A 20,863-nucleotide genomic window follows, 5' to 3' on the forward strand; every position below is an offset into this window, starting at 1 on the left:
CGTCCCCTGCCGTCATCGGGTCACTTGTTCAGGTAGGTCCAGAACTCGTCGAACGACAGCACCTTGTCGCCGTTGAGGTCGCGGGTCCTGATGATGGCCTCGGCGACCGTCTCGGTGACGTTCCAGTCACCCTGCTGCGCGAGGGCGGACTTGAACTCCGCCGCGGTGATGAACCCGTCACCGTCCGCGTCTATCCGCTGGAACTGCTTGCGTGCTTCCTCGATGTCCGGCACCGATCCGCCCCTTTTGCTCGTGTTTCTCATGCCGTGCTGGCGTACTGACGCAGGTCAGATTAACGGCCCGTGCGAGCCCGGAGTGCCGCGACCACCGGGCGACGTCCTTGGCGTGCGGCGGGGCGGCCCGCCGGTTCACGAGGGCGGGCAGTTCGCGGGAGCCGGCCTTCCGCGCTTGCCGCCCGCCCGGCCGGGCGGCGACGTCTCAGCGGAAGATACCGGTGTGCCCGAGCGAGTAGCGGCCGGGCTGGGGGTAGACGGCGAGGCCGTGCGGGCCGCTGCCGACCTTGATCCGGGCCAGTTGGGTGCCGGTGCGGGTGTCGATGGCGTACACCTCGGAGTTGTACCGGCCGGACAGCCACAGCACCTTGCCGTCGGCGGAGACACCGCCCATGTCGGGGCTGCCGCCGCCGGGCAGACGCCACTTGGCGGTGAGCCGGTCACGGGTGAAGTCGAAGACCGAGATGGAGCCCTCGCCCCGGTTGGAGATGTACATCACGCGGGAGTCGCGGCTGACGTACAGGCCGTGCGCGCCCTTGCCGGTGGCGAGGAACCGGGGCCGGGTGAACTTGTCGCCGTCGAGGATCCACACACCGTCCGCCATCATGTCCGCGATGTAGAACAGCTTGCCGTCCGGTGAGACCTTGACGTCCTGCGGCATGGCGCCGTGGAGCGGCAGCTTCTCGTGCCGGAGGACCTCCATCCGCGCGGTGTCGACCTTGAGGATCTCGCCGCTGAACTCGCAGGAGACGATGAAGTAGCGGCCGTCGATCGAGAAGTCGGCGTGGTTGACGCCGTAGCAGCTGACCGGGAGGGCCTTGACGACCTTCATGGTGTGCGCGTCCCGGAAGACCAGCTGGCGGTCCATGGAGGCCATGACGACGGCGTACTTGCCGTCGGGCGTGAAGTAGAGGTTGTACGGGTCGTGCACGTCGACCGGCGCGCCGGCCCGGCCGGTGCGCGGGTCGATCGGGGTGAGGGTGTTGCCGAGGTCGTTGTTCACCCAGAGGGTCTTCAGGTCCCAGGAGGGTACGACGTGCTGGGGCTGGCGGCCGACCCGGACGGTCTCGACGACTTGGTAGGTCGCCGGGTCGATGACGGTGACCGTGTCGGAGTTGGTGTTGGGGACGTACACCCGGGAGGGGAAGTCCTTGACCACGGGCGAGAGCCGGTTCGGCCGGTCGGCGGAGTACAGGTCGGCGGGGTCCTCGACCGGCGGCATCCCGGGCAGCACGTTCACCCGCGGCTGCCGCACCCGCGGTTGCACCGGCGCCTTGCTGGTGAGGGTCTCGCTCTCGTGAGAGTCCGGCCCGCCACCGCACGCGGAGAGCAGCGTCAGGGCGGTGGCGGCGGCACCGGCGGCCAGCAGGCGGGCGGCTTTCGTGGTTCGCATCAGCTCAGCAGCTCCGTGGTGGTGACCGCGCGCAGTCCGCGGCGGCCGAGTTCGGTCAGGACGTCGGGGAGGGCGGCGACCGTGTCCGCGTATCCGAAGTGCAGGCTCACCACCGACCCGCCGCGCACCTCGGCGAGGACCTTGCGGGTGACGGCGGCGGCGCCGGGGGCGGTGTAGTCGAGCGAGTCGACGTCGTACGACAGCACGTGCGGGTAGCCGGCGGTGCGGGCCAGCCGCGCGACGAGCGGGGAGGCGGCCGGGGCGCGGGAGGGGCGGAACCAGGTGCCGATGGATCCGGTGAGCCGCTTCAGCCGCTCGGCGCAGTCGGTGATCTCCCTGCGGGCGTCCGCCTCGGCCAGGGTGTTGATGCCGATGTGCCGCTGGGTGTGGTTGCCGAGGTCGTGGCCGCCGTCGAGGATGCGCCGGGCGAGGTCCGGGTGCTCGTCCAGCCAGGTGCCGACGGCGAGCACGGTGAGCCGGGCGCCCTGCTTCTCGGCCTCGCTCAGCAGGGAGTGGGCGAGGGCGGGGTCGCCCTGGCCGTGGAAGGTGAGGGCCACCTGGGGGCGGGAGCGCGGGCCGTGGGTGATCTGGACGGGCTGCCCGGGGTAGGCACGGGCGGCGGGGGCGGCCTGGGCGGTGGCCGCGGGTCTGCCGGACCCGCGGACGGCGGACGGGGACGCGGAGGCCGGGGCGGCGGGTGGAGCGGCCGGGCCGGAGCCGCAGCCGGTGGCGAGCGCGCCGCCGGTGACGAGCCCGGCGCCCGCGCGCAGTGCCCCGCGTCGGTTGGTGGTGGTCACCCGCACCATTTAAGGGGCGATGGGTAAGAAAACCGCCGATTAGCCGGTTTGGGGGTGTTCTCGGGTCGCGGCCCCCGCCGTCTCCGCACAGCCGCGCCCGGAACGGGCCGGGCCGGGGCCCTTCCTCCGGATCGGGCCGGCTCCGGGCGGCCGTGCCTGCCGGGCCGTCCCGGCAGGATGCGCATGACAGCCCTAACGGTCGGCGACTCGCATCTCGAACCAGGTCGTCTTGCCGCGCGGGAGCAGATCGACGCCCCACCGGTCGGAGAGCTTGTCCACGAGGAACAGCCCCCGGCCGCTGACGTCCGTCTCCTGGACCGGCATCAGACAGGGCAGCCCGCGCGAGGGGTCGCGGACCTCCACCCGGATCCAGCCGGGGCGGCGGCGCATCCGCAGGCCGAAGACGCGGGCGCCGGTGTGCCGGACGGCGTTGCCGACGAGTTCCGACACGAGTAGGACGGCGTCTTCGGCCAGCTTGGGGGTGAGTCGCCAGGTGCGCAGAACGACGATCTGGGCGAGCCGGCGGGCGGTGGCCGCGGATTCCGGGCGGGACGGCAGCGGGACCTCCGCCTCCGTCGGGTTGCCGAACAGTTCGAGCGCCTTGAGCGCCTGTTCGTCCTCGACCGCGGGCGACCAGCGCGCCGCGGCTGCACGGCTGTGTCCCCGCGGCTGTTCGATGCCCTCCAGCCCCGCCATGCCCCCATGATGGCCGTCGGGAGCCGACTTGGGGGCCGTTCCGGAGGAATACGCCCCCCGCACGCCCCCGTTCCGCGCCTGTCGACCGGCATATGCCCTCGGCATGTCGATGTCCGGCGCATCCCGGTTGACCTGCGAAGACGGCTCGCTGCCGGGCAAGCGCCGGACTCCCTCGACAGAACAGATTTAAGGCTGCCTTAAGGCTCCCATAAACCGCCCCATCGAGGGACCCCAAGGAGACGACGCGTCAGGCAGGAGAATCCGCACGGGAGTCGGCGGGACGTTCACGCCGTCGACGGTTCAGAGGAACCTGGCCTTGCCCGGCCCCTCCTCCACGAAGCTGCGCATGCCGCGCTCGCGGTCCTCGGTGGCGAACAGACCGGCGAACCAGTTCCGTTCGACGGCGAGCCCGGTGTCGATGTCGGTCTCCAGACCGGTGTCGACGGACTCCTTCGCCGCACGCAGCGCGATCGCCGGGCCCTGCGCGAGCTTCGCGGCCCAGGCGTGCGCCTGCTCGTACACCTCGGCGGCCGGGACGACCCGGTCCACCAGGCCGATCGCCAGCGCCTCGTCGGCCCTGACCTGACGACCCGTGAAGATCAGGTCCTTGGCCTTGGAGGGGCCGATCAGCCGGGGCAGCCGCTGGGTGCCGCCGGCGCCGGGGATCAGTCCGAGCAGGATCTCGGGCTGGCCGAGCTTGGCGTTGTCGGCGGCGATGCGGTAGTCGGCGCACAGGGCCAGTTCGCAGCCGCCGCCGAGCGCGTAGCCGGTGACGGCGGCGACGACGGGCTTGGGGATGCGGGCGACGGCGGTGAAGGCGTCCTGCAGGCCGCGGGAGCGCTGGACCATCGCGGCATGGTCCATGTTCTGCATCTCCTTGATGTCCGCGCCCGCCGCGAACACCCGCTCGCCGCCGTAGATCACCACGGCGCGCACGTCGTCTCGGCGTGTGGCCTCCTCGGCCAGCTCCTTGAGCCGGTCCTGGGTGGCGATGTCCAGCGCGTTCATCGGCGGCCGGTCCAGCCGCATGGTGCCGACGCCTTCGGCGACTTCCAGAGTGACGGTCATGGGGCTCAGGTTAACGGTGACTAACGGCCGCGGGCCCGGTGCCGTCGATCACACCCGGCCGCGGGTCCGGGGGTCGTCCCCCAGACAGACACAGCACGGCGACTGACGCCGACGGGCCCGGTGCCGTTCCTCACAGCACCGGGCCCGTACGCCGGGAAGGGGTCACTTCTTCCAGTCGGCCCAGGACATGTTCCAGCCGTTGAGGCCGTTGTCCGGGGCCACCGTGCGGTCGTCGGAGTTCTTGACGACCACCACGTCACCGATCATCGAGTGGTTGAAGAACCAGGCCGCCGGGACGGAGCTGTCGTAGCCGCCGCGCACGTCGCTCAGGCCCACGCAGCCGTGGCTGGCGTTGTAGTTGCCGAAGGCGTCGCCGCCCCAGTAGTTGCCGTGGACGAAGGTGCCGGAAGTGGTGAGGCGGATGGCGTGCGGGACGTCCTTGATGTCGTACTCGCCGCCGTAACCGACGGTCTCGCCGTTCATGCGGGTCACGGTGAGCTTCTCGCTCATGACCATCTGGCCGTTCCAGGTCTCGTAACCGGGCTTGCCGGTGGTCACCGGGATGGTCTTGACGACCTTGCCGTCCTGGGTGACCTTCATCGTGTGCTTCTTGGCGTCCACGACGGAGACCTGGTCGCGGCCGATGGTGAACTTCACGGTCTTGCGCTGCTCGCCGTAGACACCGTCACGGCCCTCGACGCCGTCCAGGTCGAGGTCGACGGTGACCTTGGTGCCGGCCTTCCAGTACTTCTCGGGGCGGAAGTCCAGGCGGTCGTTGCCGAACCAGTGGCCCTCGACGTCGACGGCCGGCTCGGTCCTGATGCGGATGGCCTTCTCGACCGCGGCCGGGCTGGTGATGCCCCGCGTGAAGTGGATGGAGAACGGCATCCCGACGCCCACCGTGGAGCCGTCCTCGGGGGTGAAGTTGCCGACGAAGGTGTTCTTCGGGGTGAGCGTGGTGAAGGTGGCGTCCTCGGCGGCCTCACGGCCCTCCGAGTCCTTCGCGACCGCGTGCACGGTGTACTTGGTGGCGGCGGCCAGATGGGTGGACGGCGTCCAGGACGCGCCGCCCCCGGTGATGGCCCCGGCGACCTTCGCGCCCTTCTCGTCCTTGACGGTGACCTCGGTCAGCTTGCCCCTGGCGACGCCGACCTTGAGCGCGCCGCTGGTGTCGACGCCGGTGGCGCCGGACTTGGGCGCGATAGTGACGGCGGCCGTGGACTGCCCGGCCCGCTCGTCACCCTTGCCCTTCCCGTCCCCGGCGCCCGCGTCCCCGCCTCCGCCGCACGCGGTGAGGGACAGCACCAGGGCGCCGGCTATGAGTGCCAGTCCCCTACGGCCTCGCCGCCCCCGTGCCGACGCCCCCGCTACAGGCCGCATGTTCAAGTTGTTCTCCCCTCGCCGGGCCAGGTCAGGCCCGCTCCCCACCTCTTTGTGCGCGCATATTAACTGCCAGGATTTGAGTGCGGTGTCAGGCGAATGTCACCGTTCCGTCGCAACTTCCGCCTGGCACCCTCGCCCCGCGCCCCCGCCCCCGCCCCCGGGTCACTTCACCGCGCTGCCCGCTCTCCACTCCTTCCAGGTCATGTTCCAGCCGCCGAGTCCGTTGTCCGGTGCGACCGTCTTGTCCTTGCTGTGGATCACCTCGATGACGTCACCGACGAGGCTGCGGTCGAAGAACCAGCCCGCCGGGGTGTCCGAGCCGCCCCCCTTGACGTCCCTCAGACCCACGCAGCCGTGGCTGACGTTGGTCACTCCGGGGGCGTCCGGGGCCCAGTAGTTGCCGTGCAGGAAGGTGCCGGAGTCGGTGAGCTTCATGGCGTGCGGGACGTCGGGGATGTCGTACTCGCCGCCGAAGCCGACGGTCTGACTGTTCATGCGGGTGACCTCCAGCATGTCCATCACCACCATCTTCCCGTTGTAGCTCGGGTGCTTGGGAGCGCCCGCGGTGATGGGGACGGTGGCCAGGAGCTGCCCGTCGCGCCGGACGTCCATGGTGTGCTTGGTCACGTCGACCAGGGAGACCTGGCTGCGGCCGACGGTGAAGGAGAACGTCTTGTCCTGCAGGCCGTAGACGCCCCGGGCGCCCTCGACGTCGCGCAGGTCCAGGTCGACGGTGACCTCGGTGCCGGGCTTCCAGTACTGCTCGGGGCGGAAGTCCAGGCGGTCCTTGCCGAACCAGTGCGGGCGGATCTCGACGGGCGGCCGGGCGGTGACGTGGACGGCCCGCTCGACGGCGGCCCGGTTCTCGATCTCCCGGCTGAAGGCGAGCGAGACGATCATCCCGGTGCCGACGGTGGCACGGTTCTCGGGGGTGACGTAGCCGATGAACCGCTCGTCGGGAACGTAGGTGGTGAAGGTGGTGTGCCGGGCCGAGCGGCGGCCGTGCGAGTCCAGCGCGACCACGTCGGCGGTGTACTTGGCGGCGAGCGCCAGCCGGTCCTCGTCGGGCAGCCAGGTCAGTCCGTCCTCGCTGATGCGGCCCGGGACCGGCGTGTCCTGCGCGTCCTGCGACCTGACGACGGTCACCTTCTCCAGGCGCCCCCCGGGCACCCGGATCCGCATCCGCTCGTCCGGGCGTACGCCCTTGCTGTTGTCATCGGGGACCACCCGGATGACGTCCTCGGGGGCCGGGGGTTTGCCCAGCGCCCCGTCCATGCCCAGTGGTCCCGGTCCGTCCGCGGAGCAGCCCGAGAGCAGCCCCGCCCATGTCAGTACGGCGGCCAGCGCGGCCCCCGCGCGCCGTGCGCGTCCTAGTACGTGCCTCACGCGGGACTCAACGACCGGGCCCGCACGGGGAAACGTGAGTGCGAGCCACGCACTGGGCAGAACACAGGGAAGGACGACACGTTGGGGAGCCGCCGCGCCCGCGTCAGGGGGGTGTTCCTCCGGATCAGGTCGGCTGAGAGGAGCAGAGCCGGTCGGCCTGCGCGGCCACGCGACGCCGACAGGATCCGGAGGGCACCCCCCGGCCGTCAGGGTGCGGTCGTGCCCGGTGGCCGGGGTGCCGAGACGCTCCCCGGGCTCCGCGGCACGGCCGACCGCGCCCCTCGGGCGAGCCACTGAGAAGAGGGCCGACAGTGACGAGCGCAGCCGAGCAGCGGGCACCGGCCGGGGAGCCGGCCGCCGGGAGCGGGGAACCGGCGGCGGTGAACGGCGCCCGGCGGGCCGTACCGCCCACCCCGGCCGTGTGGCCGGGTGCGCCGACCCCGCTGGGGGCCCGGTTCCGGGTCGGGCCGGACGGGGTCGCCGGCACCAACTTCGCCCTGTGGGCGGCCGGGGCGGAGGCGGTCCGCGTGTGCCTGTTCGACGCGGGGGGCCGGGAGACGCAGGTCCCGCTGACCGAACTGACGCACGAGATCTGGCACGGCTTCGTGCCGGGGGTGATGCCCGGGCAGCGGTACGGCTACCGGGTCGACGGCCGCTGGGATCCGTGGACCGGCGCCCGCTGGAACCGGGCCAAGCTGCTGCTCGACCCGTACGCGCGCGCGGTGGACGGCGAGTTCGGCCTGCCGCCGGAGGTGTACGGGCACGTCCGGGACTGGCCGGAGCAGCAGGTCGCCGACACCGTGCGGGACGAGCGGGACTCGGCGCCGTACGTCCCGAAGGGCGTCGTCGTCCACGACGACGACGACTGGTCCGACGACCACCGTCCCAAGACGCCGTGGGCGGACTCGGTCATCTACGAACTGCACGTCCGGGGCTTCACCAAGCTCCATCCCGGCATCCCCGAGGAACTGCGCGGCACCTACGCCGGGCTGGCGCACCCGGCCGCGATCGAGCACCTGGTCGGGCTCGGTGTCACGGCCGTCGAGCTGCTGCCGGTGCACCAGTTCGCGCACGAGGACCATCTGCTGCGCCGGGGCCTGAGGAACTACTGGGGTTACAACTCCATCGGCTATTTCGCCCCGCACGCGGCCTACGCGGCCTCCGGCACGGCGGGGCAGCAGGTCGGCGAGTTCAAGCGGATGGTGCGCGCGCTGCACGCGGCCGGCATCGAGGTCATCCTCGACGTGGTCTACAACCACACCGCGGAGGCGGGCGAGCTGGGCCCGACGCTGTCCCTGAAGGGCATCGACAACCGCGGCTACTACCGGCTCCAGGGCGACGCCCGCCGGTACGCCGACTACACCGGCTGCGGCAACACCCTGCACGTGGTCCAGCCCCAGGTGCTGCGGCTGATCACCGACTCGCTGCGGTACTGGGTGACCGAGATGGGCGTGGACGGTTTCCGCTTCGACCTCGCGGCGGCACTGGCCCGCTCGATGCACGACGTCGACATGCTCTCCCCGTTCCTGGCCGTGATCGCCCAGGACCCGGTGCTGCGCCGGGTGAAGCTGATCGCCGAGCCGTGGGACATCGGCTCCGGCGGCTACCAGGTGGGCGCCTTCCCGCCCCTGTGGACCGAGTGGAACGACCGCTACCGCAACGCCGTCCGGGACTTCTGGCGGCACGCCCTGCCCGACGTGCGGGAGATGGGCTACCGCCTGTCCGGCTCCAGCGACCTGTACGCCTGGGGCGGCCGCCGGCCCTACGCCTCGGTCAACTTCGTCACCGCGCACGACGGCTTCACCCTGCGCGACCTGGTGTCCTACGAGACCAAGCACAACGAGGCCAACGGCGAGAACAACCGGGACGGCACGAACGACAACCGGTCCTGGAACTGCGGGGCGGAGGGCGAGAGCGACGACGGGCGGGTGCGCGCGCTGCGCCGCCGGCAGCTGCGGAACCTCCTCACCACCCTGCTGCTGTCCACCGGCGTGCCCATGCTGGTGGCCGGCGACGAACTCGGCCGCACCCAGCGCGGCAACAACAACGCCTACTGCCAGGACAACGAGATCAGCTGGCTGGACTGGTCCCTGCTGCGGGAGCCCGGCTGGCGGGCGTTGTACGACCTGACCGCGCGGCTGATCGCGCTGCGCCACCGGCATCCGGTGCTGCGCCGGCGGGCCTTCTTCTCCGGCCGGTCCCAGACCGCGGACGGGCTGCGGGACTTGGCCTGGTTCACCTCGCGGGGGGCGGAGATGACGGAGGGCGACTGGTACGCGCCGGCGGCCACCCTCGGCATGTACCTGTCCGGGCGGGACATCCCGGGCCGGGACGAGCGGGGCGCGCCGGTGGTGGACGACAGCTTCCTCGCGGTGCTGCACGCGGGTGACCGGCCGGCCGGCTTCCTGCTGCCGGGACCGCCGTGGGCGGAGCGGTACGAGGTGGTCGTGGACACCTCCGTGGAGGAGCAGGCGGAGGCGCCGGGCACCGTCCATCCGGCGGGGACCCGCATCACGGTTCCGGCGCGGGCGGTGCTGCTGCTGCGGGTCGCCTGAATCCCTGGCCAAGGCCGTGCGGGAGAATTCCCGGGCCTGTGGGCCGGCTGTGCGTGACGCGGATCACGCCCGCCGAGTGCAGCGCGGGCGGGGGCCCAGGGCCTTACCCCTTGTGGAAGACAGCCGGCGAGGACGGGAACCGTGAGGATGGAGCAGACTCGGGCCGGTGAGTACGACGCGTTCGTGGCGGCCCGCTGGTCGGTGTTGTTCCATCTGGCCCGTCTGCTCACCGGGGGCGACCGGCACCGTGCCGAGGACCTGTTGCAGGAGTCCTTGGTCAAGCTGTGGTTCGTCTGGCCGAAGGTCGCCGACGAGGCGCCGGAGGCTTATGTGCGCAAGGTGCTGGCGCGGGCCGCGGCCCGCTCGGCGCGTCGGCGCTGGTGGGGCGAGCGGCCCGTGGAGGAGCTGCCCGAGACGGCGGTGGCCGGCGACCTGTCGGCGACCGTCGCCGAGCGCTCCCGGCTGGAGACGGCGCTCGCCCGGCTGACCCCGCAGCAGCGGGCCGCCGTCGTGCTGCGCTACTACCAGGACCTGCCCGACCGGCAGGTCGCCGAGGTTTTGGGCTGCCCGGTGGGCACGGCCCGGTCCCACGCCGCGCGCGGGGTGGCCCGGCTGCGCCGGCTGTTGGCCGACGTCATCGAGCCGGTGGGGTGAGGGAGGACCCATGGACCGCATGGATCAGACGGATCGCATGGATCACTTCGAACGGCAGCTGACGCAGCTCATGCTCCAGGACAGCCGGCCGGTGTCCTTCGACGCCCGGCACCGGGAGGCGCTGCGGGCGGGAGTGCGCACCCGGCGCCGGGTGCGCGCGGCGCGCCGGGCCGCCGGTTCGGTCCTCGCGGTGGCCGGGCTCGGTCTGGGGCTGTTCCTGTGGCCGCACGGCCACACCGAGGGCCGGCCCACCGCCCCGCACCCGCGGCCGGCGACCAGCCCGACGTCCGAGCCGAGCACGTCACCGTCGCAGTCGCCGAGCGAGCCGGCTTCCTCGTCGACGTCGACTCCGACCTACTCGCCGACACAGGGCACGACCACCTCCGAACCTCCCGTGAGCCCCGGGAGTTCGGCCACCTCCGCCTACAGTCCGCCGTCGGCCACCGCCACCGCCACCGCCACCGCCCGGGGCGGCAGCACCACCGCGCCGGCGACCGCGCCCGCCGAGACGTCGGACGAGCCCTCGTCGGTCATCAGCCCGAGCGGCTGACACCCGCCACTCCGCCTTGCTCGCGCAGGCCCTCACCATGCTCGCAAAACGAGGACAAACGGGAAATACAGTGACATACATCCGACCGAGCCGACCATCGGCCGGGGCACCGGCCCCCCGCCGCGCTCCCCTGCGGACGCTCCGGAAAGAGCCCGTCCTGGACGTGGCCGTGCCGGTGTTCAACGAGGAGAAGGACCTGGAGCCCAACGTCCGGCGGCTGCACACCCATCTGCGGGACACCTTCCCCTACCCGTTCCGGATCACCGTCGCCGACAACGCGAGCACCGACCGCACCCCGGCCATCGCCGCCCGCCTCGCCGCCGAACTTCCCGAGGTGACCTCGCTGCGGCTGCCCGAGAAGGGCCGCGGCCGGGCGCTGCGGGCCGCCTGGTCGGGGTCCCGGGCGCCCGTGCTGGCGTACCTGGACGTGGACCTGTCCACCGGGCTGACCGCGCTGCTGCCGCTCGTCGCCCCGCTGATCTCCGGCCACTCCGACCTGGCCATCGGCACCCGGCTCGCCCCGGGGGCACGGGTGGTGCGCGGGACCAAGCGGGAGGTCATATCCCGCTGCTACAACGCGCTGCTGCGCTGCACACTCGCCGTCGGCTTCTCCGACGCGCAGTGCGGTTTCAAGGCGGTCAGGCGCGAGACCGCCGAGCGGCTGCTGCCGCAGGTGCGGGACGGGGAGTGGTTCTTCGACACCGAGCTGCTGGTGCTGGCCGAGCGGGCGGGCCTGCGGATCCACGAGGTACCGGTGGACTGGGTCGACGACCCGGACAGCAGCGTCGACATCCTCGCCACCGCGCTGGCGGACCTGCGCGGGATCGCGCGGATGCGGCGCCACCTGGCCGGCCGCCGTCCGAGGCCGGTGACCGGATGACGGCGACCCTGCCCCACATACGCGCGTCGGCCCCCCGGGCCGCGCCCGGCTCCCGGCTACGGGCCGCCGGCCGCCGTCATGGACCGGTTCTCGCCCTGTTCGGCGCGCTGAAGCTGGCCGGTTTCTGCTCCTTCATGTATCTGCTGTCCTCCACCGGGGACTACCGCACCAAGGACCCCCGGTTCGGCGGCGGGGCGCACGCCTGGGACGTGCTGGCCACCTGGGACGGCTGGTGGTACCAGCAGGTGGCGCTGCACGGCTACGACCCGAAGCTCGTCCCGGTCCCGGGCGCCACCGGCCTGATCACGCTGGAGGGCAACTCGGCGGCGTTCTTCCCGCTCTACCCGGCCCTGATGCGGCTGACCTCGACGGTCACCGGCCTCGGCTCGTACGGCGCCGGACTGCTGGTCTCGATCGTCGCCTCCTTCGCCGCCGCCCTCGGCGTCCACGCCGTCGCCGAGCGGTTCGGCGGCCGGCGGGCCGGGCTCGCGGCGGCGGGGCTGTGGGCGGTGTGGCCGGGCTCGGGCGTGGAGTGGGCGGTCTACTCCGACTCCCTCTACGTGGCCCTGGCCGCCTGGGCCTGTCACGCCGTCCTCACCCGCCGCTGGCTCACCGCCGGTGTGCTCACCTTCGCGGCCGGTCTCAACCGGCCCACGGCCGCGGCGCTGATCGCCGCGCTCGGCGTGGCCGCGCTGCTCTCCCTGCGCCGCCGCGAGGACGGCGTGCTGCGCCCGGTCCTCGCCATGGCCCTGGCCCCGATCGGGCTGTTCGGCTACCTGCTGTGGGTCGGCAACCGCATGGGCGACCTGGGCGGTTACTTCAAGCTCCAGTCGGGTGCCTGGGCGCACAGCTTCGACTACGGCGAGCAGACCTTCGACGTGCTGACGTCCGTGCCCGTGGGCAAGTTCGACTATCTCTTCGCGTTCCCCTTCGCGGACGTCATCTCGGTCGGCGTCATCCTGCTCGCCTGCGCGCTGCTGCCGCTGTTGCTGCGGCTGCGCCCGCCGGCGGTGCTGGTCGTGTACACCGTCCTCACCCTGGCCCTGGTGCTCGGCAGCCAGCAGATCGTCGCCAACATCTCGCGCTATCTGCTGCCCTGCTTCCCGCTGTTCCTGCCGCTCGCCGTCGCGATGCGGCGACTGAGCCTGCCCGTGCAGTGCACACTGCTGGGCATCGCGGCCCTGGCCTCCGGCTCGTACGCCGGCTACGCCCTCTTCGAACTGGGGGTGCCGTGATCCCGCCGGGCGGGCGGCGAGCGATCAGGCCAGGCTGTCCCGCCATGCGCGGTGCAGGTCGGCGAAGCGGCCCGTGCCCGCGATGAGTTCGGCCGGGTGGCCGTCCTCGACGATGCGGCCGTGCTCCATCACCAGCACCCGGTCCGCGATCTCCACGGTGGACAGCCGGTGCGCGATCACCACGGCGGTGCGGCCGCGCAGCACCGTGGACATCGCCCGCTGCACCGCCCGCTCCCCCGGGATGTCCAGCGAACTGGTCGCCTCGTCCAGGATCAGTACCGCCGGGTCGGCGAGCAGCGCCCGGGCGAAGGCGACCAGTTGGCGCTGCCCGGCCGAGATGCGCCCCCCGCGCTTGCGGACGTCGGTGTCGTATCCGTCGGGCAGCGCGCTGATGAACTCGTGCGCGCCGATCGCCTTCGCGGCCCGTTCGATCTCCTCCCGGGTGGCGTCGGGCCGGCCGATGGCGATGTTGTCGGCGACCGTGCCGGAGAACAGGAACGCCTCCTGCGTCACCATGACCACCCCGCGCCGCAGTTCGGGCATCGCCAGCTCGCGCAGGTCCACACCGTCCAGCAGCACGCGCCCGGCGGTCGGGTCGTAGAAGCGGGCGAGCAGCTTGGCCAGTGTCGACTTCCCGGCGCCGGTGGAGCCGACGACCGCGACCGTCTGCCCGGCGGGCAGAGTGAGGTCGAAGCGGGGCAGCACCTCGCCGCCGGTGCGGTAGCCGAACCGGACCCCGTCGAAGACGACCTCGCGGCCCGGCAACCGGCTCTTTCGCGGGGGAAGTTCACGCGGCCGGACCGGTTCCGGCACGGACGGTGCCCGGTCCAGCAGTCCGGCGATCTTCTCCAGCGAGGCGGCGGCCGACTGGTAGGAGTTCAGGAACATGCCGAGCCGGTCGATCGGGTCGTACAGCCGGCGCAGATACAGCACCGCCGCGGCCAGCACGCCCAGCTCCAGCGAGCCGGACGCCACCCGGGAGGCGCCCCAGAGCACGATCCCCGCGACCGCCGTGTTGGCCACCAGCCGTGAGCCGACCACATAGCGGGCCATCTCCAGCAGCGCGTCCCCGTTCGTGCGCTCGTGCCGTTCGTTCAGCACGGCGAACTCGGCGTCGTTCGCGGCCTCCCGGCGGAAGGCCCGCACCGGCCGGATGCCGTTCATCGTCTCCACGAACTTCACGATCACCTCGGCGATCGCCGTGGACCGGGCCCGGAACACCCGCCCCGCGCGCCGCTGGTAGAGCCGGACGAGCAGGTACAGCGGCACGAAGGAGGCCACCGCGACCGCGCCGAGGCCGAGGTCCAGCCAGAGCAGCAGCGCCGAGATGTAGACGAAGGACAGGACGACGGTCACCAGCTCCTGGAGCCCCTCCTCGAGGAGTTCGCGCAGCGACTCGACGTCCGTGGTGGACCGGGAGATGAGCCGGCCCGAGGTGTACCGCTCGTGGAAGTCGATGCTCAGCGCCTGCGCGTGCCCGAAGATCCGGCCCCTGAGGTCCAGCAGCACGTCCTGGCTGACCCGTGCGGAGGTCTCGATGAACGCGAACTGCAGCACACCCGAGGCCAGGGCGCACAGCAGATAGCCGGCGGCGACCGCGACCAGCGGACCGTGCCGGTCGTCCCGGAAGGCCGGTACGGCGGTGTCGATGGCGTACGCCACGAGCAGCGGGCCCGCCTGCATCACCGCCTGCTGGAGCAGCAGCAGGAGCGTGGTGAGCGCGGCCCGGCCCTTCATGGGCGCGAGGAGCGAGCGCAGCAGGGCGGCGGTGGCGCCGGGAGGGGTGGGCAGGACGTCCCGGTCGAAGGGGTCGCCCGCGTCCTGGGGGCGGGCGGGTTCGTCGGCGGCGGGGGTGGAGGTGGTCGTGGCGGTCAACGGGAGTCCTCCTGTTGCCCGGACATCAGGTGGGCGTACTCGGCGTTCTGGCGCAGCAGTTCCTGGTGGGTGCCGACGGCGGTGATCCGGCCGCCCGAGAGCAGGGCGACCCGGTCGGCGAGCAGCACCGTGGACGGGCGGTGGGCCACGATCAGCGCGGTGGTGTCGGCGAGGACCTGGCGCAGCGCGGCCTCCACGGCGGCCTCCGTGTGCACGTCCAGGGCGGACAGCGGGTCGTCCAGCACGAGGAACTCGGGCCGGCCGACCACCGCGCGGGCCAGCGCGAGCCGCTGGCGCTGGCCGCCGGAGAGGCTGAGGCCCTGTTCCCCGACGCGGGTTGCGGTGCCCTGCGGGAGCGTGTGCGCGAAGTCGGCCTGGGCGATGGCGAGGGCCCGGTCGAGCTCCGGTTTCCCGGCGCCGTCCGGGGCGCCCATGAGCACGTTCCCGCCGACGCTCGCCGAGAAGAGGGTGGGTTCCTCGAAGGCGACGGCGACCCTGCTGCGCAGGTCCTCGCGGGACATCGTCGTGATGTCCACGCCGTTGAGCGTGATCCGGCCGGAAGTGACCTCGTGCAGGCGGGGGACGAGGGCGGTGAGGGTGGTCTTGCCACTGCCGGTGGCCCCGACGAGGGCCATGGATTCACCGGGACGGATGTGCAGGTCGACCTGGGTGAGCAGGGGCGGGGAGCCGGGGGGAGCGTCGGGGTAGCGGAAGGAGACGTTCTGGAAGCGCAGCCCGGCCTCGCCGGCCCGTGCCGCCCCGGCGGTACGGGCGGTGGCGGCACCGGTGTCCTCCGGCACCTCGTCCGCGACCTCGAAGTACCGCTCGGTCGCCGTGGCCGCCTCCTGGCTCATCGCCAGCAGGAACCCGATGGAGTCCACCGGCCAGCGCAGGGCCAGTGCCGTGCTCAGGAAGGCCACCAGCGTCCCGGCCGACAGTTCGTTGTCGGCCACCCGCACCGCGCCCAGGACGAGCGCCGCCCCGATCGCCACCTCGGGCAGCGTCACGATGACGCCCCAGATGGTGGCCAGCAGCCGCGCCTTGCGCAGTTCCGTGCCCCGGAGCCGGCCCGAGAGCTCACGGAAGGCGCGCGCCTGGCTGCGGTGGCGGCCGAAACCCTTGATGACACGGATGCCGAGCACGCTCTCCTCGACCAGCGTCGTGAGGTCCCCGATCTGGTCCTGGGCGCGCCGCGTCACCTGTGCGTACCGCCGCTCGAAGACCACACAGGTCCACAGGACGGGGACGGCGGGGCCGAGGACGACCAGTCCCAGCACCCAGTCCTGCATCAGCATGATCACCAGGCCGACGACGATCGTCACACCATTGACCAGCAGGAACGTCAGCGGAAAGGCCAGGAACAGGCGGAGCAGCATCAGGTCGGTGGTGCCGCGCGAGAGCAGCTGGCCCGACGCCCAGCGGTCGTGGAAGGCCACGGGCAGGCGTTGCAGACGGCGGTAGAGGTCGGCCCGCATCTCCGCCTCGACGTGCGACAGCGGCCGGGCCACCAGCCAGCGCCGTATGCCGAACAGGACCGCCTCGGCGATGCCGAGCAGCAGCAGGTACAGCGCGCCGAGCCGCACGCCCGCCGGGTCGCGGTCGGCGACCGGCCCGTCGACCATCCACTTCAGGACGAGTGGGATCACCAGTCCGGTACAGGAGGCGACGACCGCGACGAACGCGGCCGTGAACAGCCGCGCGCGCACGGGGCGGACGTACGGCCACAGCCGGAGCAGGCTGCGTACGGCGGAGCGGTCGGAGGTTGCACGTGTCGTCGGCATCAGTCGCGAGCGTACGGACCGCCACTGACATCGCCCAGCGAGTTTTGGCCGGACCGTGCTCGGTCGTCGGTCCTACGACCGGTGTCCGCGGCGCCCCTCCCACCCCCTCCCAGCAGTCCGCATACCGGACATGAACAACCGGTCAACGAACCGTTTCCGGCCAAATTTGTGACGCGGTCCTGACAGACAGTGAGATCTCCTGCCACTCTTCCCTGGCCGACTCACAGCAACCCCACAGCTCCTGCACATCTGTGTGAGCCGGCTCAGCACCTGCACCCGCACCTGCACCTGGTTCCGCGTAACGCCCTGTTCTGCCCGGACGCCCCAACCCACCGTCCGGCTCCCCTGGCCGCGCGACCCGCGGTCCCGCAGAAGGAGTCAGTGTTGAGAAGCATTTCCTCTCGCGGACGCACCTCCCACACAGCATCGCGCCGCACGGCGCACCGCCGCACCGCCACCGTCGCCCTCGCCGGCGTCGCCGCCCTGATCGCCGCCGCCGTCCAGTCCGGCGCGGCCAACGCCGCTCCGGCGCAGCCGCGGGCCGGCAAGGTCAACCCGGCCCACGCGGCGGTGAAGCTCACCCCCTCGCAGCGCGCCGAGCTGATCCGCCACGCCGACGCCGGCACGGGTGCCACCGCCCGGCAGATCGGCCTGGGCGACCAGGAGAAGCTGGTCGTCAGGGACGTCGTCGAGGACGCCGACGGCACGCTGCACACCCGGTACGAGCGGACGTACGCGGGCCTGCCGGTGCTCGGCGGCGACCTGGTCGTCACCACCGCCAAGTCGGGCAAGACCATGGACGTGATCAGGGCCACGAGCGCCACGTTGAAGGTCGCCGGCCTCACCCCGGCGGTGGCGAGGGCCACGGCGGAGAAGCAGGCCGTACAGCGGGCGAAGGCCCTCGGCGGGACCAAGTCGGCCGCGGACAGCGTCCGCAAGGTGATCTGGGCCGGCTCCGGCAAGCCCGTCCTCGCCTACGAGACGGTCGTCGGCGGCCTTCAGGACGACGGCACCCCGAACCAGCTGCACGTCATCACCGACGCCGCCACCGGAAAGAAGCTCTTCGAGTACCAGGGCGTCAAGAACGGTATCGGCAACACCCAGTACAGCGGGCAGGTCACGCTGACCACGACCCAGTCGGGCTCGACGTACACGCTCAACGACGGGGCGCGCGGCAACCACAAGACGTACAACCTGAACCACGGCTCCTCGGGCACCGGCACCCTGTTCTCGCAGACGAACGACACCTGGGGCAACGGGACCAACTCCAACGCCGCCACCGCGGGCGCGGACGCCCACTACGGCGCCGCGGTCACCTGGGACTTCTACAAGAACACCTTCGGCCGCAGCGGCATCAAGAACAACGGCGTCGGCGCCTACAGCCGCGTCCACTACGGCAACTCGTACGTGAACGCGTTCTGGGACGACAGCTGCTTCTGCATGACCTACGGCGACGGCTCCGGCAACGCCAAGCCGCTGACCGGGATCGACGTCGCGGGCCACGAGATGAGCCACGGCGTCACCTCCAACACCGCCGGCCTCAACTACAGCGGCGAGTCCGGCGGCCTGAACGAGGCCACCTCCGACATCTTCGGCACCGGCGTGGAGTTCTACGCCAACAACGCCTCCGACGTCGGCGACTACCTCATCGGCGAGAAGATCGACATCAACGGCGACGGCACCCCGCTGCGCTACATGGACAAGCCCAGCAAGGACGGCGCGTCCAAGGACAGCTGGTACTCGGGCATCGGCGGCGTCGACGTGCACTACTCGTCGGGCCCCGCGAACCACTTCTTCTACCTGCTCAGCGAGGGCAGCGGCACCAAGGTCATCAACGGCGTCAGCTACAACTCGCCCACCGCCGACGGCCTTCCGGTCACCGGCATCGGCCGGGACAAGGCGCTGCAGATCTGGTACCGGGCGCTGACCACGAAGTGGACCTCCACCACCAACTACGCGGGCGCCCGCACCGGCACCCTCGCGGCGGCCGGCGAGCTGTACGGCACCTCCAGCGCCGAGTACAAGGCGGTGCAGGACGCCTGGGCGGGTGTCGCGGTCGGCTCACGCTCCGGCGGTGGGGGCGGCGGCGGAACGTCGTACGAGAACACCACGCCGGTGGCCATCCCGGACCACGGCTCGGCCGTCACCTCGAACATCACCGTCTCCGGCAGGACCGGGAACGCGCCGAGCAACCTCCAGGTGGCCGTCGACATCACGCACACCTGGCGCGGTGACCTGGTGATCGACCTCGTCGGCCCGTCGGGCACCGCGTACCGCCTGAAGAACTTCAGCGGTTCCGACTCGGCGGACAACGTGAACGAGACCTACACGGTCAACGCCTCGGCGGAATCGGCCAACGGCACCTGGAAGTTGCAGGTGCAGGATCAGGCCACATACGACACGGGAACGATCAACAGCTGGAAGGTTACCTTCCCGTAAACCGCATGCCGCGGGCCCGGGATCACGGCGTCGCCCGAGGGTGCAGCACCCTCGGGCGGCGCCCGTTCATCTTTCGGAAACGTTTATCGGACAGTCGATTTTCCGCCAACATCACTTCAGGGTCCTGACATGTACGCGCCCTTGATGTCACTCTCTCTCCACCCGCCGCAGCAGCACAGCACTTCACCACCCCACACCTCCGGTCGGCAGCCCCACTCCGGCCGGACTCCCCACGAGAAGGAGCTTGCGTGAGCCCCCTCTACGCGCGTCACAAGCGCACCACTCTGGCCATCGCCACCGCTGTCGCCGCCGGAGCCCTCCTGTCCACTGGTCTGACCACCACCGCCAGTGCCCAGACCCCGGCCGGAGCCGCCGCCGCCAAGCCCTTGGCCGCCGCCCCGACCACGCTGTCCGCCGCTGCCCGCACCACCCTGATCCAGCAGGCCCAGGCCGGCGCCGCCGAGACGGCCCGCCAGATAGGTCTCGGCGCCAAGGAGAAGCTGGTCGTCAAGGACGTCGTCAAGGACGTCGACGGCACGGTCCACACCCGCTACGAGCGCACCTACGGCGGCCTCCCCGTCCTCGGCGGCGACCTGATCGTCCACACCGCCAAGTCCGGCAGGACCGAGGGCGTGACCAGAGCGGCCAAGTCGGCCATCAAGGTGGCCTCGCTCAAGCCGCAGCTCTCCGCCGCCGCGGCCGAGAAGCAGGCGGTGTCCGCCGCCAAGACCCTCGGCTCCGCCAAGACCACCGCGGACGGCGCCCGCAAGGTGATCTGGGCCGGCTCCGGCAAGCCCGTCCTCGCCTACGAGACGGTCGTCGGCGGCCTCCAGGACGACGGCACCCCGAACCAGCTGCACGTCATCACCGACGCCGCCACCGGGAAGAAGCTCTTCGAGTACCAGGGCATCGAGAACGCGACCGGCACCGGCAAGAGCCTGTACTCCGGCACAGTCAGTCTCAACACCACCCTGTCGGGGTCGACGTACCAGCTGTACGACACCACCCGGGGCGGTCACAAGACCTACAACCTGGCCCACAAGACGTCCGGCACCGGCACGCTGTTCACGGACGCCGACAACGTGTGGGGCACCGGTTCGGCATCGAGCTCCAGCACCGACCAGACCGCGGCCGTCGACGCCGCCTACGGCGCACAGGAGACGTGGGACTTCTACAAGAGCACCTTCGGCCGCAGCGGCATCAAGAACAACGGCGTCGGCGCCTACTCCCGCGTCCACTACGGCAACTCGTACGTGAACGCGTTCTGGGACGACAGCTGCTTCTGCATGACGTACGGCGACGGTGAGGGCAACGTCAGCCCCCTCACCTCGCTCGACGTCGCCGGCCACGAGATGAGCCACGGTGTCACCTCCAACACCGCCGGCCTCAACTACTCCGGCGAGTCCGGCGGCCTGAACGAGGCCACCTCGGACATCTTCGGCACGGGTGTGGAGTTCTACGCCGCCAACTCCAACGACGTCGGTGACTACCTCATCGGCGAGGAGATCGACATCAACGGCGACGGCACCCCGCTGCGCTACATGGACAAGCCCAGCAAGGACGGCGGCTCCGCCGACAACTGGTCGTCCACCGTCGGCAACAAGGACGTGCACTACTCGTCCGGCGTCGCCAACCACTTCTTCTACCTGCTGTCCGAGGGCAGCGGCGCGAAGACCATCAACGGGGTGTCCTACAACTCCCCGACGTACAACGGCTCCACCGTCACCGGCATCGGCCGCGCCAAGGCGCTGCAGATCTGGTACAAGGCGCTGACGACGTACATGACGTCGACGACGAACTACAAGGCCGCCCGCACGGCGACCCTGAACGCGGCGTCCGCGCTGTACGGCTCCACCAGCACCGAGTACAAGACGGTCGCGGCGGCCTGGACGGCGGTCAACGTCAACTAGTCACAGCAAGTTCGGCAACGGGCGGCAC

At 71.5% G+C, this 20,863-nt stretch carries 15 protein-coding genes and 1 pseudogene; 7 read left to right on the forward strand and 9 right to left on the reverse strand.

Translation table 11 applies throughout. The features are described 5' to 3' along the window. Positions 1-20 precede the first annotated feature (20 nt). The 7 genes from ACIGYR_RS18860 to ACIGYR_RS18890 form a co-directional block, all read right to left on the reverse strand. On the reverse strand, positions 21-233 hold the full coding sequence (locus ACIGYR_RS18860) for an EF-hand domain-containing protein (protein WP_391847397.1): 213 nt from the start codon (positions 231-233) through the stop codon (positions 21-23). Positions 234-438: 205 nt separating this feature from the next. Beyond that, positions 439-1,626, reverse strand: coding sequence for a beta-propeller fold lactonase family protein (locus ACIGYR_RS18865; protein ID WP_399598105.1), 1,188 nt, complete (start codon positions 1,624-1,626; stop codon positions 439-441). After that, positions 1,626-2,432: a polysaccharide deacetylase family protein gene (locus tag ACIGYR_RS18870; RefSeq protein ID WP_399598104.1), complete on the reverse strand. Its 807-nt coding sequence runs from the start codon at positions 2,430-2,432 to the stop codon at positions 1,626-1,628. The genes ACIGYR_RS18865 and ACIGYR_RS18870 overlap by 1 nt, the downstream gene beginning before the upstream one ends. 183 nt (positions 2,433-2,615) lie before the next feature. Then, entirely contained in the window at positions 2,616-3,224 is a 609-nt protein-coding gene (locus ACIGYR_RS18875; protein ID WP_391847396.1) for an ATP-binding protein, read from the reverse strand. A 195-nt stretch (positions 3,225-3,419) separates the two neighbouring features. Continuing rightward, positions 3,420-4,187 (reverse strand): enoyl-CoA hydratase/isomerase family protein, encoded by a 768-nt coding sequence (locus tag ACIGYR_RS18880; protein WP_399598103.1) that lies wholly within the window; start codon positions 4,185-4,187, stop codon positions 3,420-3,422. Between the two features lie 162 nt (positions 4,188-4,349). Then, a complete protein-coding gene (locus tag ACIGYR_RS18885; RefSeq protein WP_399598101.1) occupies positions 4,350-5,567 on the reverse strand; it encodes an Ig-like domain-containing protein in 1,218 nt (405 codons plus the stop codon). Positions 5,568-5,732: 165 nt separating this feature from the next. Continuing rightward, on the reverse strand, positions 5,733-6,956 hold the full coding sequence (locus ACIGYR_RS18890; protein WP_399598099.1) for an Ig-like domain-containing protein: 1,224 nt from the start codon (positions 6,954-6,956) through the stop codon (positions 5,733-5,735). A gap of 311 nt (positions 6,957-7,267) precedes the next feature. On the opposite strand from ACIGYR_RS18890, the gene glgX reads away from it, so the two are divergent. The 5 genes and pseudogenes from glgX to ACIGYR_RS18915 all read left to right on the forward strand — a co-directional run bounded on the left by glgX (position 7,268) and on the right by ACIGYR_RS18915 (position 12,830). Continuing rightward, on the forward strand, positions 7,268-9,511 hold the full coding sequence (gene glgX, locus ACIGYR_RS18895) for a glycogen debranching protein GlgX (protein WP_399598097.1): 2,244 nt from the start codon (positions 7,268-7,270) through the stop codon (positions 9,509-9,511). A 147-nt stretch (positions 9,512-9,658) separates the two neighbouring features. Continuing rightward, a complete protein-coding gene (locus tag ACIGYR_RS18900; RefSeq protein ID WP_391846991.1) occupies positions 9,659-10,165 on the forward strand; it encodes a SigE family RNA polymerase sigma factor in 507 nt (168 codons plus the stop codon). A 10-nt stretch (positions 10,166-10,175) separates the two neighbouring features. Next, positions 10,176-10,715, forward strand: a complete 540-nt coding sequence (locus tag ACIGYR_RS18905; RefSeq protein WP_399598093.1) for a hypothetical protein — start codon at positions 10,176-10,178, stop codon at positions 10,713-10,715. A 37-nt stretch (positions 10,716-10,752) separates the two neighbouring features. Continuing rightward, positions 10,753-11,592: pseudogene (locus ACIGYR_RS18910) on the forward strand (dolichyl-phosphate beta-glucosyltransferase); the annotation flags it as partial. Continuing rightward, the gene (locus ACIGYR_RS18915; RefSeq protein WP_391846987.1) at positions 11,592-12,830 is read left to right on the forward strand and encodes a hypothetical protein; all 1,239 of its coding nucleotides are present in this window, start codon (positions 11,592-11,594) and stop codon (positions 12,828-12,830) included. The pseudogene ACIGYR_RS18910 and the gene ACIGYR_RS18915, both read left to right, overlap by 1 nt. A gap of 24 nt (positions 12,831-12,854) precedes the next feature. Here ACIGYR_RS18915 and ACIGYR_RS18920 read toward each other — a convergent pair whose 3' ends face one another. Together ACIGYR_RS18920 and ACIGYR_RS18925 are read right to left on the reverse strand one after the other, a co-directional pair. Then, positions 12,855-14,705, reverse strand: a complete 1,851-nt coding sequence (locus ACIGYR_RS18920; RefSeq protein ID WP_399598090.1) for an ABC transporter ATP-binding protein — start codon at positions 14,703-14,705, stop codon at positions 12,855-12,857. Beyond that, a complete protein-coding gene (locus ACIGYR_RS18925; RefSeq protein ID WP_399598088.1) occupies positions 14,702-16,486 on the reverse strand; it encodes an ABC transporter ATP-binding protein in 1,785 nt (594 codons plus the stop codon). The genes ACIGYR_RS18920 and ACIGYR_RS18925 overlap by 4 nt, the downstream gene beginning before the upstream one ends. 384 nt (positions 16,487-16,870) lie before the next feature. On the opposite strand from ACIGYR_RS18925, the gene ACIGYR_RS18930 reads away from it, so the two are divergent. Beyond that, the gene (locus ACIGYR_RS18930; protein ID WP_399598085.1) at positions 16,871-18,925 is read left to right on the forward strand and encodes a M4 family metallopeptidase; all 2,055 of its coding nucleotides are present in this window, start codon (positions 16,871-16,873) and stop codon (positions 18,923-18,925) included. 248 nt (positions 18,926-19,173) lie between these two features. Next, positions 19,174-20,835, forward strand: coding sequence for a M4 family metallopeptidase (locus ACIGYR_RS18935; protein ID WP_399598082.1), 1,662 nt, complete (start codon positions 19,174-19,176; stop codon positions 20,833-20,835). Positions 20,836-20,863 lie beyond the last annotated feature (28 nt).

The organism is Streptomyces sp. NPDC053076, assembly GCF_044546845.1.
In the GTDB taxonomy this organism is placed as follows: domain Bacteria; phylum Actinomycetota; class Actinomycetes; order Streptomycetales; family Streptomycetaceae; genus Streptomyces.

Bases quoted from the DNA above. Each gene is read 5' to 3' on its own strand.
- ACIGYR_RS18865 (WP_399598105.1), bottom strand. From the start codon at position 1,626: ATGCGAACCACGAAAGCCGCCCGCCTGCTGGCCGCCGGTGCCGCCGCC.
- ACIGYR_RS18870 (WP_399598104.1), bottom strand. From the start codon at position 2,432: ATGGTGCGGGTGACCACCACCAACCGACGCGGGGCACTGCGCGCGGGC.
- ACIGYR_RS18875 (WP_391847396.1), bottom strand. From the start codon at position 3,224: ATGCCGAGGGCATATGCCGGTCGACAGGCGCGGAACGGGGGCGTGCGG.
- ACIGYR_RS18880 (WP_399598103.1), bottom strand. From the start codon at position 4,187: ATGACCGTCACTCTGGAAGTCGCCGAAGGCGTCGGCACCATGCGGCTG.
- ACIGYR_RS18885 (WP_399598101.1), bottom strand. From the start codon at position 5,567: ATGCGGCCTGTAGCGGGGGCGTCGGCACGGGGGCGGCGAGGCCGTAGG.
- ACIGYR_RS18900 (WP_391846991.1), top strand. From the start codon at position 9,659: ATGGAGCAGACTCGGGCCGGTGAGTACGACGCGTTCGTGGCGGCCCGC.
- ACIGYR_RS18905 (WP_399598093.1), top strand. From the start codon at position 10,176: ATGGACCGCATGGATCAGACGGATCGCATGGATCACTTCGAACGGCAG.
- ACIGYR_RS18915 (WP_391846987.1), top strand. From the start codon at position 11,592: ATGACGGCGACCCTGCCCCACATACGCGCGTCGGCCCCCCGGGCCGCG.
- ACIGYR_RS18925 (WP_399598088.1), bottom strand. From the start codon at position 16,486: ATGCCGACGACACGTGCAACCTCCGACCGCTCCGCCGTACGCAGCCTG.